The organism is Streptosporangium sp. NPDC005286, assembly GCF_040607515.1.
Lineage (GTDB): Bacteria > Actinomycetota > Actinomycetes > Streptosporangiales > Streptosporangiaceae > Streptosporangium.
This window is the reverse complement of the sequence record NZ_JBEXGU010000001.1, coordinates 153,641-166,533: the sequence shown is the minus strand read 5'-3', so window position 1 is coordinate 166,533 and position 12,893 is coordinate 153,641. Positions and strand designations below refer to the sequence as shown.

Annotated in this window: 11 protein-coding genes; 5 read left to right on the top strand and 6 right to left on the bottom strand. The window is 70.6% G+C overall.

Features of this window, described 5'->3' with window-relative positions; translation table 11 throughout:
• Nucleotides 1–21: 21 nt before the first annotated feature.
• On the bottom strand, nt 22–333 hold the full coding sequence (locus ABZU75_RS00755; protein WP_350913574.1) for a hypothetical protein: 312 nt from the start codon (nt 331–333) through the stop codon (nt 22–24).
• A 140-nt stretch (nt 334–473) separates the two neighbouring features.
• Between ABZU75_RS00755 and ABZU75_RS00750 the strand changes: the two genes are divergently transcribed.
• Nucleotides 474–1,925 (top strand): methyltransferase, encoded by a 1,452-nt coding sequence (locus ABZU75_RS00750; RefSeq protein WP_355547586.1) that lies wholly within the window; start codon nt 474–476, stop codon nt 1,923–1,925.
• Nucleotides 1,926–2,238: 313 nt separating this feature from the next.
• Here the strand turns inward: ABZU75_RS00750 and ABZU75_RS00745 are convergent, their stop codons facing one another.
• On the bottom strand, nt 2,239–5,343 hold the full coding sequence (locus ABZU75_RS00745; RefSeq protein ID WP_355547583.1) for a BTAD domain-containing putative transcriptional regulator: 3,105 nt from the start codon (nt 5,341–5,343) through the stop codon (nt 2,239–2,241).
• A gap of 303 nt (nt 5,344–5,646) precedes the next feature.
• On the opposite strand from ABZU75_RS00745, the gene ABZU75_RS00740 reads away from it, so the two are divergent.
• A complete protein-coding gene (locus tag ABZU75_RS00740) occupies nt 5,647–6,132 on the top strand; it encodes a hypothetical protein (protein WP_355547580.1) in 486 nt (161 codons plus the stop codon).
• 200 nt (nt 6,133–6,332) lie between these two features.
• Here the strand turns inward: ABZU75_RS00740 and ABZU75_RS00735 are convergent, their stop codons facing one another.
• Together ABZU75_RS00735 and ABZU75_RS00730 are read right to left on the bottom strand one after the other, a co-directional pair.
• Nucleotides 6,333–6,977: a GNAT family protein gene (locus tag ABZU75_RS00735; RefSeq protein ID WP_350952992.1), complete on the bottom strand. Its 645-nt coding sequence runs from the start codon at nt 6,975–6,977 to the stop codon at nt 6,333–6,335.
• A gap of 173 nt (nt 6,978–7,150) precedes the next feature.
• Nucleotides 7,151–8,431, bottom strand: coding sequence for a pyridoxal phosphate-dependent aminotransferase (locus tag ABZU75_RS00730; protein WP_355547575.1), 1,281 nt, complete (start codon nt 8,429–8,431; stop codon nt 7,151–7,153).
• A 99-nt stretch (nt 8,432–8,530) separates the two neighbouring features.
• Between ABZU75_RS00730 and ABZU75_RS00725 the strand changes: the two genes are divergently transcribed.
• The 3 genes from ABZU75_RS00725 to ABZU75_RS00715 are packed head-to-tail and all read left to right on the top strand — an operon-like array spanning nt 8,531 to nt 11,250.
• A complete protein-coding gene (locus ABZU75_RS00725; RefSeq protein WP_355547572.1) occupies nt 8,531–9,466 on the top strand; it encodes a LysR family transcriptional regulator in 936 nt (311 codons plus the stop codon).
• Nucleotides 9,467–9,520: 54 nt separating this feature from the next.
• The gene (locus ABZU75_RS00720; protein WP_350913557.1) at nt 9,521–10,189 is read left to right on the top strand and encodes a ribonuclease HII; all 669 of its coding nucleotides are present in this window, start codon (nt 9,521–9,523) and stop codon (nt 10,187–10,189) included.
• Nucleotides 10,190–10,215: 26 nt separating this feature from the next.
• Nucleotides 10,216–11,250, top strand: a complete 1,035-nt coding sequence (locus ABZU75_RS00715) for an LLM class flavin-dependent oxidoreductase (protein WP_355547569.1) — start codon at nt 10,216–10,218, stop codon at nt 11,248–11,250.
• Between the two features lie 8 nt (nt 11,251–11,258).
• On the opposite strand, the gene ABZU75_RS00710 is transcribed toward ABZU75_RS00715, so the two are convergent.
• Nucleotides 11,259–11,645 carry an SCO5389 family protein gene (locus tag ABZU75_RS00710; RefSeq protein WP_343971632.1) on the bottom strand — a complete coding sequence of 129 codons (387 nt, stop codon included), beginning with the start codon at nt 11,643–11,645 and terminating at the stop codon, nt 11,259–11,261.
• 63 nt (nt 11,646–11,708) lie between these two features.
• Nucleotides 11,709–12,674, bottom strand: coding sequence for an ATP-binding protein (locus ABZU75_RS00705; RefSeq protein ID WP_355547564.1), 966 nt, complete (start codon nt 12,672–12,674; stop codon nt 11,709–11,711).
• Nucleotides 12,675–12,893: the final 219 nt, after the last annotated feature.

Here is a 12,893-nt window from a genome sequence, read left to right as displayed (position 1 = left end):
TCTTGCCCGGCCGGAGCGGGCTCAGCGCGTGCCCGCCAACTGGCGCATCCGCGTCGACACCCGCCAGACGTCCTCGTCGAGCGAGATGTCCAGTCGCAGGTCCTGACGCCGGCGCCGCAGGCCGGGCACGCGTACCCGGTCGGAGACGTCGAACCTGCCGCGCCTGGCGTAGCCGAACCCCAGCTCTCCGGGGAAGACTCGTAACTCATCCTGATTGCCACATCGCGGACAGGTCCAGGCGACCAGATCCTTGCCTCGGCAGTAGTCGTGGCAGGCACGAAAATACTCATCAGGGCGAAAACGGGACTCACAGGCGAAGCAGGGGATCAGCATCACGGATCCTTTGGAACGGATGGTGCAGTTACCAAGAAGTACCGCCTCCCGGTTGAAGTCCGCTTGCAGAATGCTTACCCCGGTGTGTAACAGTCGCATCACTCGGGGCAACCGGACGTGCCCGGTGCGAGGATTGCCCGGTGAACGATCTGCTGGACCGGCTCAGAGAGCTCCTGCTCGACACCGGCTACACCATCGACGGCGTCCGCGAGCGACTCGGTGACGTCGCCGCCACCGCGCTCTCCCGCGAGGAGACGGTGCCCGCCCTGCGCGTCACCGGCCAGGGTGACCCGCTCGGCACCCTGATCCGGCTGTGGTGGCTCGGCGCCCCCGTGGAGGCGCGAGGGGCACCGGCGGGCCTCCCACTGGAGGAACTGGCCGCCGCGGGACTGGTGACCGTCGAGGGCGGGCGGGTCACCTCCACGGTTCACCTGCAGCCCTGGGAGACCGGTGGTTACCTGGTCTCCGACCGCAAGGTCAGGCCGGGCGACCCCGCCCTGCGCCCGGACCACGTCGTCGGCGCGGGGGGAGCCTCGGCGAACCTCGCCCAGCTGGCCTCACATCGCCCGGTCGGGCGTGCGCTGGATCTCGGTACCGGATGTGGGGTTCAGGTGCTCCATCTGAACGGCCGCGCCGAGGAGATAACGGCCACCGACGTCAACCCGCGCGCGCTGGAGCTGGCCCGGTTGAGCTGGGCGCTGTCCGGGATCACCGGGGTCGAGGCGCGGCAGGGTTCCATGTTCGATCCCGTCGAGGGCGAACGCTTCGACCTGGTCGTCTCCAACCCGCCGTTCGTGATCTCCCCGGCCGGCCGGTTCACCTACCGGGAGTCGGGCTTGCCCGCCGACGACTTCTGCCGCGACCTCGTACGGCGGGCGCCGGGCCACCTCGCACCCGGCGGCACCTGCCACCTGCTGGCCAACTGGCTGCACGTCGACGGCGAGGACTGGCGTGACCGGGTGGGCGGCTGGCTCGCCGGGACCGGCTGCGACGGCTGGGCGGTCCAGCGTGACGTGCAGGATCCCGCCGAGTACGTCGAGCTGTGGCTGAGGGACGCCGCCGAGCAGGGCACCCCGCGCTACCGCGAGCTCTACGACGACTGGCTCGGCTGGTTCGATTCCGAGAACGTCACCGGGATCGGCTTCGGCTGGATCACGCTGCACGACTCCGGGAGCCTTGACCCGGTCGTGCGGGTGGAGGAGTACGGCCTGCCGGTGGAGTTGCCGGTCGGCGGATACGTGGACGAGGTGCTCGGCGCGATCACCACGGCGCACCGGCTGACCGACGCCCAGTTGCTGGGCGCCAGACTGGCGGTCGCCGAGGGAGTGCTGGAGGAGCGGAGCGGACCGCCCGGCGCCGAGGACCCGGCGCGGATCGTGCTGAGGCAGACCGGGAGGCTGCGCCGCAGCACGCGGGTCGAGACCGTGGAAGCCGCCCTCGCGGGGGTCTGCGACGGTGACTATCCACTGGCCCCGCTGCTCGACGCGATCGCGGAACTCACCGGCGAGGACCCCGATGACCTGCGGGCCAAGGCCCCTGCCGTGCTCCGTCCGCTGATTGCCGAGGGGTTTTTCCACATATCCACAGGGTGATTCTCCACAGGCTGTGGATATCGCCGCTATTGCCTGTCAATCGGATGTCAAACCCGGTGAGGGAAGCTCTGGGCGTGGGGCACGGACTCGGGGGGTGAAGAGTCCGTGCCAAGTCCGGCCGGCTGCCACAGTGAGGCGGCCGGCCCGCGGGCGACGTACCGGATGACCGGGCCCCCTACACGTCGCCCGGGGCCAGGCGGCCGGCCGGGCTTCCACGCTCATTCCGGACCGCGGACCGACTACGAGGGGTATGCCAGTGATCAACCACGTTTGGATGACGCGACTTGACGATGATCTTTACGATGATCTTGGATCAGCTGTCGACCTGGTCGCGCTCCAGCAGAAGGCGCAGATCCTCGGCCTCGGGCGCGCCGAGCCTGCTGAACAGGTCGTGGGCGCGTTCGAGGCAGTCGCGCCCGCGGCCGGTGCTGCCGAGGCCGTTGAGCGCCTTGCCTAGCACCCACAGAGCCTGCGCCTCACCGTACGGGTGGCTGATCTCCCGGCTCACGGTAAGCGCCTGCTCCGCGTGACGGGTCGCGTCCGTGAAGCGGCCCGCGTGGATGAAGGTCTCGGCCAGCCGGGAACAGACCCGCTGCTCCCAGACCCGCTGCCTGCTGGCCCGGAAGAAGGCGAGGCACTCGGCATGGTGGTGGACCGCCTCGTTCAACCGGCCGACCCGCGACAGGATCATCCCCAGGTGGTAGCGGGCCCTGGCGGTGCCGGCGCTGGAGCCCATCTCGATGAACAGGGCCAGCCCCTGCTCGGCGGCGGCGATCGCCTCCTGCGGCTGCTCCAGGAACAGGTGGTCGCGGGCGGAGTAGCTGAGTGTCAGCGCCTCCCCGCCCCGTGCTCCGACCTCCCTGAACGCCTCGCGCGCCGAGCTGAACCAGGCCAGGGCCTCCACGTGGCGGCGTCGGCGCCCGGCCACGACGGCCAGCGCGTTCAGTACCTCGCCGACAACGATGCGATCGCCCCCGGCCGACAGCTCCAGGGAGGCACGGAACTCCTCCTCGGCCTCGGCCAGCCGGTTGGTGCCGAACAGCACCCGGCCCAGCACGTAGCGGCAGCGCAGCTCGCTGGAGACGGCACCGAGCCGTCGCGCCGCGGCCAGCATCTCCCGCGTCCGGCTCTCGAATTCGCGGCCGTGGCTCCCCGACTCCAGCAGCGGCTCCATGGCGAGCAGCAGGTCGGCCCCCGGCAGCAGTGCCTCGGCCTGGTTCGCGCGGGTCACCTGGGCGATCGACGCGAACAGCGACTCCGCCTCCACCGACAGCCAGGCCACAGCCTCGTCGGCGGAGGCGAAGGCGTGGCCGGTACCGGTGACCCCCAGCTGGTCGGCGATCGTGCTGCCCTCGTAGGCGAGGCGGTGCGCCGAGCGCGCGGACGCCAGGTAGAAGTCGAGCAGCCGGGCCAGCGCCGCCGCGCCCTCCCCGCCGATGGCCACGCTCACCCCGGACCCGCGTCGCTCCCCGCCGTCCTGACCGCCGTCCCCCTCCGCCGTGCTCTCGGCCCGTTCCGCGACCCGGCGGGCGAAGAGCTTGAGCAGGTCGTGGAAGCGGTAACGGCCAGGGGCCGGAGCCTCAAGCAGGCTGGCGTCCACCAGGGACTCCAGGACGTCCTCGGTGTCCATCGCCTCCAGCGCGAGCAGCCCGGAGGCGGCCCCGATCGAGATGTCCGGGCCCCCGGGCAGGGAGAGCAGCCGGAACGCGCGGGCCTGAGCCGGACTGAGCTGGCCGTACCCGAGGGCGAAGGTCGCCTCCACCGCGAGGTCTCCCACGCGCATCTCGTCCAGGCGGCGGCGCTCGTCGGCCAGCCGGGGAACCAGGGAGGCGACGGTCCAGGACGGCCGGGCGGCCAGGCGCGCCGCCACGATTCGCACCGCGAGCGGCAGGAAACCGCAGGCGGCGACCACGTCCATGGCGGCGGCGCGTTCCGCCTCCACCCTCTCGGTGCCGGCGACGGTGCCGAACAGCGCGAGGGCCTCCTCCGGCTCCATGACGTCCAGGTCGATCAGCCGGGCCGAGGCCAGGTCGGCGAGTTTGCCGCGACTGGTCACGATCGCCGCGCACCCGGCCGAACCGGGGAGCAGCTGGCCCACCTGCGCGGCGTCGCGGGCGTTGTCCAGCAGCACGAGCATCCGCCGGTCGGCCAGGAGCGAGCGGAACAGCGCGGAACGCTCGGCCAGGCCGTCGGGGATGGCGTCGGCGGGCAGGCCGAGCCCACGCAGGAACGCGGCCAGCACGGACTCGGGCGCGGTCGGCTCCACGCCGTACCCGCGCAGGTCGGCGTAGAGCTGGCCATCGGGGAACAGGTCGTGCATGGCATGGGCGACATGCACCGCCAGCGCCGTCTTGCCCACGCCGCCGATGCCGGAGATGGCCGCCACGGGTACGCCCTCGGAGCCCTCCTGGGCCGACAGCAGCGTGCGCAGCCGCGCGATGATCTGACGGCGCCCGGTGAAGTCGTTCACGGCGGCGGGAAGCTGCGCGGGGCGCGGCAGTTCCGGGACCACCGGCGTTCCCCGCGTTCCCGACGTTCTCGTCGGCTCCGGCTCCGGCTTCGGGCTCCGATCCGGGGCGGCCGGTGCGGCCTCGGCGGGCGCGAGCCGTGCGGGTCGGTCGGCAGGGACGAGCGCGAGGGCCGGGGCGTCGGTGAGAATGCGCTGGTGCATGCTCGTCAGGTCGGGGCCGGGCTCGATGCCCAGTTCCTCGATCAGCGTGGCGCGGGTCTCGGCGAAGGCGGCCAGTGCCTCCGCCCTGCGCCCGCAGCGGTAGTAGGCCAGCATCAGCTGGGCGCGGAGTCGCTCGCGCAGCGGATGGTCGGCGGTCAGCGCGATCAGCTCGGACAGCACGTCGGCGTGCCTGCCCAGCTCCAGGTCCAGGTCCATCAGGACTTCCAGCACGCTCATCCGGCGCTCGGTGAGCCGGTCGCGCTGGTGTTCGGCATAGGGGCCGACGGCTCCGGCCAGTGGCTCGCCGGTGCACAGCGCCAGGCTCGCACGCAGGCTCTCCGCGGCTTTCGCCAGGTCGCCCGCGCGGCGCGCGACCTCGGCCTCGGCGATGCCGCGCTCGAAGAGGACCAGGTCAAGGACGATCCCGTTCAGCCGCAGCGCGTACCCCCTGCCGACGGAGGTGAGCAGCTCGGGGCGGGTGCGCGGGGACCTGTCCGGCTCCAGCACCGCGCGCAGCCGGGAGACGTAGGTGCGCAGGGCGCCGAGCGCGCGGGGCGGGGCGTCGTCCCCCCAGATCGCGTCGATCATCTCGGCCGGCGTCACCGCCCGGTTCTCCCTCAGCAGGAGCATCGCCAGGATGGAACGTTGCAGTGGGGTGCCCAGGTCGAGTTCGGATCCGTCACGCCAGGCCTGGACAGGACCGAGTACGGCGAACCGTAATCCGTCTCCGCTGCCCTGAACAGCCATTTCTTGAATCTCCGCCCGATGGGAAGTTTTATGGCCAAATGATAGATCCTCCCCTGCTGACTCAGTAAGTAGAGGGTTGTCCGTTCGCCGAGCCGTTGATCGCACGTTAATCGGCTGTTGAGTCATGTCCACAATGCTGTGGCTGTCGGGCATGGCCCCATACGGGGGCGGCCATGCCCGACATGTCGGCGGATTGCAGGTATGGATAAAGGCGCTGTAAGCGTGATGAAGGCGGGCGAGCCTATCAATGAGCCATGGCTCCTAGAGGAAGTCGGGAGCCGCCCCCTCAAGGAGAGAACCATCATGCGCCGCTCGATCAGCAAACTCCTCGGTCTCGCCGCCGCCACCGCCGTCATCGCGATCGGTGTTCCGGCCCTCGCCTCTCCGGCCTCGGCCGCCACCTCCACCGCCGGCCCGGCCGCCTCCAGCGACTACGACGAGTTCTGGGGCTCCTACTACTCCAAGTACTACGACGACTCCCGCGCCAGCGCCAAGGGTCGCGTCTGGACCGAGGACGACGACAGCGTCCACGTCCAGGGCAGGGTCTACGACAAGTACTCGCCGGGCTGGCTCTGCGGCTACGTCCAGTTCAAGATCGAGGACCACGAGGGCGAGGAGAGCTACTACTGGGCGCGCAAGTGCGGCTCCCAGGGTTACACCCCCTTCCACTTCGTTCGGGAAGAGGTCGAAAACCTGCAGGTCAGGGTCTGCTACTGGGACAAGCACGACGCCAAGCGGACACTGTGCGGCAAGTGGCGCTACATCTACGAGGTCGACGGCGAGGAGTAATCCCACCTCGTGACCCGCTCGGTGGCGCGGCGTACGAACGCCTCCCATGACCCGCGTACGACATCAGACGAGTACCTGGCCCGCCCGGAGCCCCGGGCGGGCCTTTTGTTCCATTAAGTAGTTAAAGTGAGCTTTGACCGTTATATGGCTTTTGTCGGTTTATTTGGTTCTCCTTGCGTTACCCCTTGTCCAGGGGCGTCTCACGCGGCCTCGAACAGGCCCATCCGCGCGCGCAGCCGTTCTCGGACGATCGGCCATTCGTCGCTCAGGATCGAGTAGTACGCGGTATCTCGGACCGTGTCGTCGGCGCCTCGGCTCTCCGCCCGCCGCACACCGTCGAGGTGCGCGCCGAGGGCTTCGATGGCGGCCCGGGATCGTACGTTCCGTATGTCGGCCTTGAGGGTTATGCGGTGGACCTGCCAGGTCTCGAAGGCGAGGGAGAGCATCAGGTACTTGCTCTCGCGGTTGGCACCGGTCCCCTGCGCGGAGGCGGAGAGCCAGGTGTAACCGATGTCCGCCACGGACGGGACATCGCCCACCGCCCCACGAGTGCCCGGAGGCCAGGGCATGGGACCCTGCCAGTACTCCAGGTTCATGAGACGGGTGGCACCGACCACGCGGTCGGTGTGAAGCCACCGGATGGCGAAGGGCATCGTGCGGCCCTCCGCCTGCTCAGCCAGAGCGGCCTCCACGTAGGAGACCATCTCGTCCCGGCCATTGGGGACGCGGGTGAAGCCGTAGGTAGAACGGTCTTCACTCGCCGCGGCGACGAGGTCGTCGACGACCGCGAGGCTGAGCGGTTCCAGGCGCAAGAGGCGCCCGGACAGGGTGACAGAAGCGGGCATGAGCACATAATGAGGGCTCTTTCCCCTTCCTGGTGCCAAACGACACGAGACATCTTGGCGAGCATCATGAGAAGCACCGCCCCCAGGGCTCTCCGCGGTAAGAAAGACCAGGCCAGAGGTGCTAAATCCACCCTTGGAACGCGCGTCGCCGACGCGGGGGTCGCGATGCGATCTCACCCCGTCGCGGGGGCCGTGGCGAGCGGGGCGCGTACCTGCGGGCGGGGTGGCCGCCGAGCGGCGCGCAGGCCGGCCAATGCCTCGCTCAACTGGTCCAGCGAGGCCGAGATCCAGGGCAGCCCCAGGGGGTCGGGAGCACCGAGCGCGGCCAGCCGACGCCGCGTCGTCTCGCCGTACAGGAGGCTGGTCGCCACCCGCGCCCGCAGGGCCGCCGGGTCGTCGCCGAAGACGTGGCCGGGGAGCACCCCGACGCCGTGCCGGTCGAGCAGATACGCCGACAGGTCGGCGGAGGACGCGAAGTCCAGCCCGGTGAAGTCGGGATAGAGGTAGAAGCCGCCCTGCGGCGCGTCCACCCTTACGCCCGCGCGGACGAGGCGCTCGTGCACCGCCCGCACCACCGTGCCGTGCAACCTGCGGCTCTCGCCGATCCGCTCGACGAGCTCCGGCGGTTCGGTGTACGCGTACGCCGCCGCCTGCTGGACGGGTGCGGCCGGGCTGGACCAGATCTCGCTCGCGACCGCCAGCAGCCGGTCACGCAGTCCCGCGGACGGGAGCCGGGCCATCCCGATCCGCCAGCCGCCCAGGGCCAGGCTCTTGCTGAGCCCGCTGGTGATCACGGTCCGCTCGGGGGCCACGTCGGCGGGGCTGAGAAAGCCGGTGGCCGGGGAGTGGACCAGGTCGCGGTAGATCTCGTCGGAAATGATCGTGAGGTCGAGCTCGCGGGCGACCTCGGCGATCCGCCGGATCGTGGGCGCCCCGGCCAGCGTGCCGCTGGGGTTGTCGGGCAGTGTGACCAGCAGCGAACGCACCTCGCGTCCCTGGGCGCGGGCGTGCGTGACCGCCGCCGCCACGCGCTCGGGGTCGGGCACCCCACCCTCGCCATCGGGCGCGGGAACGAGCAGGGACCGCGCCCCGACCAGGTCGGCCTGGGCGGCGTAGCTGACCCAGCTCGGCATCGGCAGCACGATGTCGCCGCCGATCGCCAGCAGCAGGCCGTACAGCAGGGGTTTGCTCCCGGGGCCGCAGACCACCAGTTCCGGGTCGGTGGGCAGACCCCGCCGCGACCAGTAGCCGGAGGCCGCCTCGCGCAGCACCGGCGCGCCGGCGACAGGTCCGTACCCGTTGTGCCCGGACGCCGCGGCCAGCCGCTCGCGCAGAGCCGGATGAACGGGCAGCCCCGCCTCTCCGAAGGCCAGGTGCAGCACGCGCTCCCCGGCGAGCCGTCTTCGTTCGATGTCCTCGTTGGCCGCCAGGGTGGCGGAAAGGGTGACGTTCATCGTGAGGTTCCCTCCCTCGTTGCGGAACGTTCCCAACCCTGATGAGGTAGGGGCGTAAGGACAAGCTTCGGTTCTCGCGGGTGGGCATAAGGAAAGCTGATGCTTGATTTGCGGAGACTCGCGCTGATCTGCGAATTCGCCCGCCGGGGCAGCATCGCCGCCACCGCGGCATCCCTGGGTTACAGCCCCTCGGCGGTCTCCCAGCAGCTGGCCGCGCTGGAGCGCCAGGCCGGGACCGCGCTGATCGACAGAACCGCCAGGAGCGCGGAGCTGACCGACGCGGGGCGCCGCCTGGTCGAGCACGCCGAGCGCATCCTGGCCATGGTGGAGAGCGCCGAGTCCGACCTGTCGGCCCAGGCCGTCACCCCGGCGGGACGGGTCACCGTGACCGCCTTCCCCACCGCCGCGGTGGCCTTCGCGCCCGCGCTGACCAGGACGCTCCGCCGACACGGCGAGATCACCCTGCGGATGGGGCAGGGGCGCTCGGGGCGCGGGATGCGCGAGGTGCAGTCGGGCGAGGTGGACATCGCCCTGATCGACGACTGGTACGGCGGCATACGCGAACCGGACACCATGCGGGTCTTCCCGCTGCTGCGCGATCCGCTGGTGCTCGTGGTGCCGCGCACGCACCGGCTCGCCTCCCCCGACATTCCCGTCGACCTGCGCGAGTTGAGGGAGGAGCCCTGGATGGCCACCCCGGACGGCGAGCCCTCCCGGCTGGCGGTGGACCGGCTGATGGCCGACGTCGGTGGCCACCGGCCGGTGCCCTGGGAGTTCGAGGGACTGAGCACGATCATCGGCCTGGTCGCCAAGGGCATCGGCATCGCTGCCGTTCCCGCCCTGGCGCTGGCCGCGGGGGTCCGGGGCATCGTCGTCCGCCGGCTGCCCGGCCCGCAGGTCGGCCGGACCGTCCACGCCGTCGCCCGATCCTCCAGCGTTCACCGCCCTGCCGTCTCCGTCACCCTCAGGGCCGTCCACGTCGCCGCCAGGCTCCTCGCCGCCGACCTGGAGGCGGTCGAGCCCGTGCCCAGATGACGCCCTCGGGCACACCGGGAGGCGGTCGCGCTCCCCTGCCGGTAACGTCGGCGCATGCCTCCCTCCTACGCGCTCGAGCGATTGCTGAACGACGGCGGTGCCAAGCTGGTCGCCGGGGTGGACGAGGTCGGGCGCGGAGCCTGGGCGGGCCCGGTGGCGGTCTGCGCCGTGGTCACCGACCTGTCGGAACCGCCCGCCGGTCTCACCGATTCCAAACTGCTCACCCCCGCCCGCCGCGCCGCCATGGTCTCCGAGATCACCGCCTGGGCGGCCGGTATCGGGTACGGCGAGGCGTCCCACGAGGAGATCGACGCGCTCGGGATGACCGAGGCCCTGCGCAGGGCGGCCAGGAGGGCGCTGGCCGGGCTTCCCGTCCGGCCCGACGTGGTCGTGCTGGACGGCAAGCACGACTATCTGGGCGCACCCTGGCCGGTCCGGTGCGAGGTCAAGGGCGACCTGTCCTGTGTCTCCGTGGCCGCGGCCTCCGTGATCGCAAAGGTCCGCAGGGACACCTACATGGCCTCGCTGGGCTTCTCCGAGTACGGGTTCGCCGAGAACGCGGGTTACCCCTCCCCGGTCCACCAGGCGGCCCTGGCCGAGCTCGGCCCGACGGAGCACCACCGCCTGTCCTGGTCGTACCTGGACGATCTGCCCCGCTGGCGCCACCTCAAGAGGCACCGCAACCCACTGGCCGGTGAGGGCCAGCTCGACCTCTTCGGCTAGCGGCGGACATCGGACATCATCGAAGAGTGCGAATCGGAGTCTTCCTGGTCGCGGCGGGATTTCCCGGCCGGCAACCGGGAGAGGTGCTGCGCGACACTGTGGACGCGGTCGTGGCCGCGGAGGAGGCGGGATTCGATGACGCGTGGATCGCCGAGCACCACTTCATGTCGTACGGTGTCTGCCCGTCGGCGGCGACGCTGGCCGGTGTGGCGCTGGGGCGCACCGCCAGGATCAGGGTCGGGACGGCGGTGAGCGTCCTGTCCACCCGGCATCCGGTGGATCTGGCCGAGCAGGCGGCGATCCTCGACCAGGTCTCCGGGGGCCGGTTCGCCCTGGGGGTGGGCAGGGGCGGGCCGTGGGTGGACCTGGAGGTGTTCGGCACGGGCCTGGCGAGGTTCGAGCGCGGCTTCCGCGAGTCGCTCGACCTGCTGTGCGAGGCGCTCTCGCGTGACACGCTCTCCGCGAGCGGGGAGTTCTTCAACTTCAGGCAGGTGCCGATGGTGCCGGCGGCCCGGATCAGGCCGATCGTCGCGTGTACCTCTCCCGCGACCGTGCTGATCGCAGCCGAGCGCGGGCTGCCGATGCTGCTCGGCATGCATGTCGGGGATCAGGAGAAGGCTGCCATGATCCGCGACTACGGTGCGCTGGCGGCGGGCCCGCTGTCACCGCCCGGTCATGTCGCGGCGGCCGTGGGCTATGTGGCCGACACGACGGATCAGGCCGTGCGGGAGATGCGGAAGGCCATGCCGCGCTGGCTGGAGCCGGGTCTCGCGGGATACGTACCGGTGGACGGGCGGGCGCGGCCGGCGCGCGACGTCGGGGAGTACGTGGACTTCCTCTGCGGGACGCATCCGGTCGGCTCGCCCGATCTCTGCGTGGCGAGGATCGAGCGGACCGCCGAGGTCACCGGCCTGCGGCACCTGATCCTCATGGTGGAGGGCGCGGGCGAGGGCGCCCGCACCCTTGAGAACATCAGGCGGCTGGGAGCCGAGGTGCTGCCCAGGCTTTCCGGCCGTGCCCGCCGGGTGCGGCGGGCACGGGGAAGGAAGGCCTCGGAGTGAGGCCGCCGTCAGCAGTCGACGAGCTCGGGCGTCTGGTTGAGGATCTGAGACCTGGCGGTGATGAACTCCGCGTGGGCCCCGGTGGCGGCCGGGTCGAAGACCGCGACCCGGTGGCAGTTCTGGAAGGCCAGCCGCACCCCGAAGTGCCGCTCCAGGGCACCACGCATGGCGTCGCTGGCGAGCGCGCGCAGGAGCTGGCCGCGGGCGGCCTCGTCCGGCGGCGGCACGGTGTTGTCGGCGAATTCGGCACCGGTATGTTCACGCTGTTTGACCAGGTCGCTGATCAGCGACCAGGCGTAGGGCAGTGAGTCTCTGACGCAGGTGACAAAAGCCGCGTCGTCCACCTCACCGGTCCTGGCCTGGTCGAGAAGATCGTTCGAAACGGTCAGCGACATACTGCGTTCTCCTCTCGGAAGGGGATCAATCAGACACTAGGTCGGGCGTGGTGATCGCTCCATCTAGCGGGAGAGCGACACTCGCGTGGGCCCGAAGACGAAGTCGGGGTCGATCTGAGCCGCCAGATCCTCGCCCGTGGCCCTGTTGGCCCAGGCCTCGGCATTGCGGAGGTGGAACCGCACGGCCTGGCGGCCGAAGCGGTCCCAGTCCTTCTCCTGGGCGTCGAGATGGTCGAGGAGCGTGCCCAGAGCCCGGGAGTTGGCCACCTCAAGGTCGGAGAGGGTGAAGGGGCGGCCCTGCTCCATCGCGCGGATCGCCGCGGAGTGCTCCAGGCAGACGAGCAGGTCGTCGCCGACCTGCTCGCGCAGGAACGACACGTCCCCGGGACCGTGGATCTTGTTGCCCACCACCGCGATCGGCACGCCGTAGTCGGCGGCGTAGTCACGGTACTGCCGGTAGACGCTCACCCCCTGGCGGGTCGGCTCGGCCACCAGGAAGGTCATGTCGAAGCGGGTGAACAGCCCCGAGGCGAATGAGTCGGCCCCGGCCGTCATGTCGACCACGACGTACTCACCCGCGCCGTCGAGCAGATGGTTGAGATACAGCTCCACGGCGCCGACCTTGGAGTGGTAGCACGCCACTCCCAGGTCATCCTCGCTGAACGGCCCGGTGACCATCAGCAGGGGCCCCTCGGGTGCGGCGGCGGCGAATCCGCGGTGGATCGGGTCGTTCCGCTCGTCGAGGCGGAGCAGTCGCGAGCCGCGCCCCGGCGGGGTGGTCTTGACCATCGCCGAGGCCGAGGAGATGCGGGGGTTGTCACCTCGCAGGTACTCCTTGATCTCGGTCAGGTGCGAGCCCATCGGTCTTGGCAGCGCGCCATCGGCCACTCCCAGTGCCATGCCCAGGTGCTGGTTGATGTCGGCGTCGACGGCCACGACGGGACCGCCCCGGCTCGCTGTGTATCTCGAGAACAGCGCCGACAGAGTCGTCTTGCCGCTGCCGCCCTTGCCGACGAATGCCACCCTCACGACGACGATCCAATCTGATTATGAAAATCATTGCAACTACTGCGGGGGACCATCATGCCACGGCGGGCGAGGGCGCGTGACGTGTATCACCGAGCGGGCTGGGAGGGTGTCCGCGCTGCGAACACGGATGAAAGTGGTCTCTCATGACAAGTACGGATGTGGGGTCTGAGGGAAAACACCTGCCATGTCATGACCGGTGCTGAAGATCCGCCGTTACCG

What these genes read in the sequence shown, in the direction of transcription:
- ABZU75_RS00735 (WP_350952992.1), bottom strand. Translation starts at nt 6,977, where the DNA reads ATGCCCGCTTCTGTCACCCTGTCCGGGCGCCTCTTGCGCCTGGAACCG.
- ABZU75_RS00730 (WP_355547575.1), bottom strand. Translation starts at nt 8,431, where the DNA reads ATGAACGTCACCCTTTCCGCCACCCTGGCGGCCAACGAGGACATCGAA.
- ABZU75_RS00740 (WP_355547580.1), top strand. Translation starts at nt 5,647, where the DNA reads ATGCGCCGCTCGATCAGCAAACTCCTCGGTCTCGCCGCCGCCACCGCC.
- ABZU75_RS00745 (WP_355547583.1), bottom strand. Translation starts at nt 5,343, where the DNA reads ATGGCTGTTCAGGGCAGCGGAGACGGATTACGGTTCGCCGTACTCGGT.
- ABZU75_RS00755 (WP_350913574.1), bottom strand. Translation starts at nt 333, where the DNA reads ATGCTGATCCCCTGCTTCGCCTGTGAGTCCCGTTTTCGCCCTGATGAG.
- ABZU75_RS00725 (WP_355547572.1), top strand. Translation starts at nt 8,531, where the DNA reads ATGCTTGATTTGCGGAGACTCGCGCTGATCTGCGAATTCGCCCGCCGG.
- ABZU75_RS00710 (WP_343971632.1), bottom strand. Translation starts at nt 11,645, where the DNA reads ATGTCGCTGACCGTTTCGAACGATCTTCTCGACCAGGCCAGGACCGGT.
- ABZU75_RS00720 (WP_350913557.1), top strand. Translation starts at nt 9,521, where the DNA reads ATGCCTCCCTCCTACGCGCTCGAGCGATTGCTGAACGACGGCGGTGCC.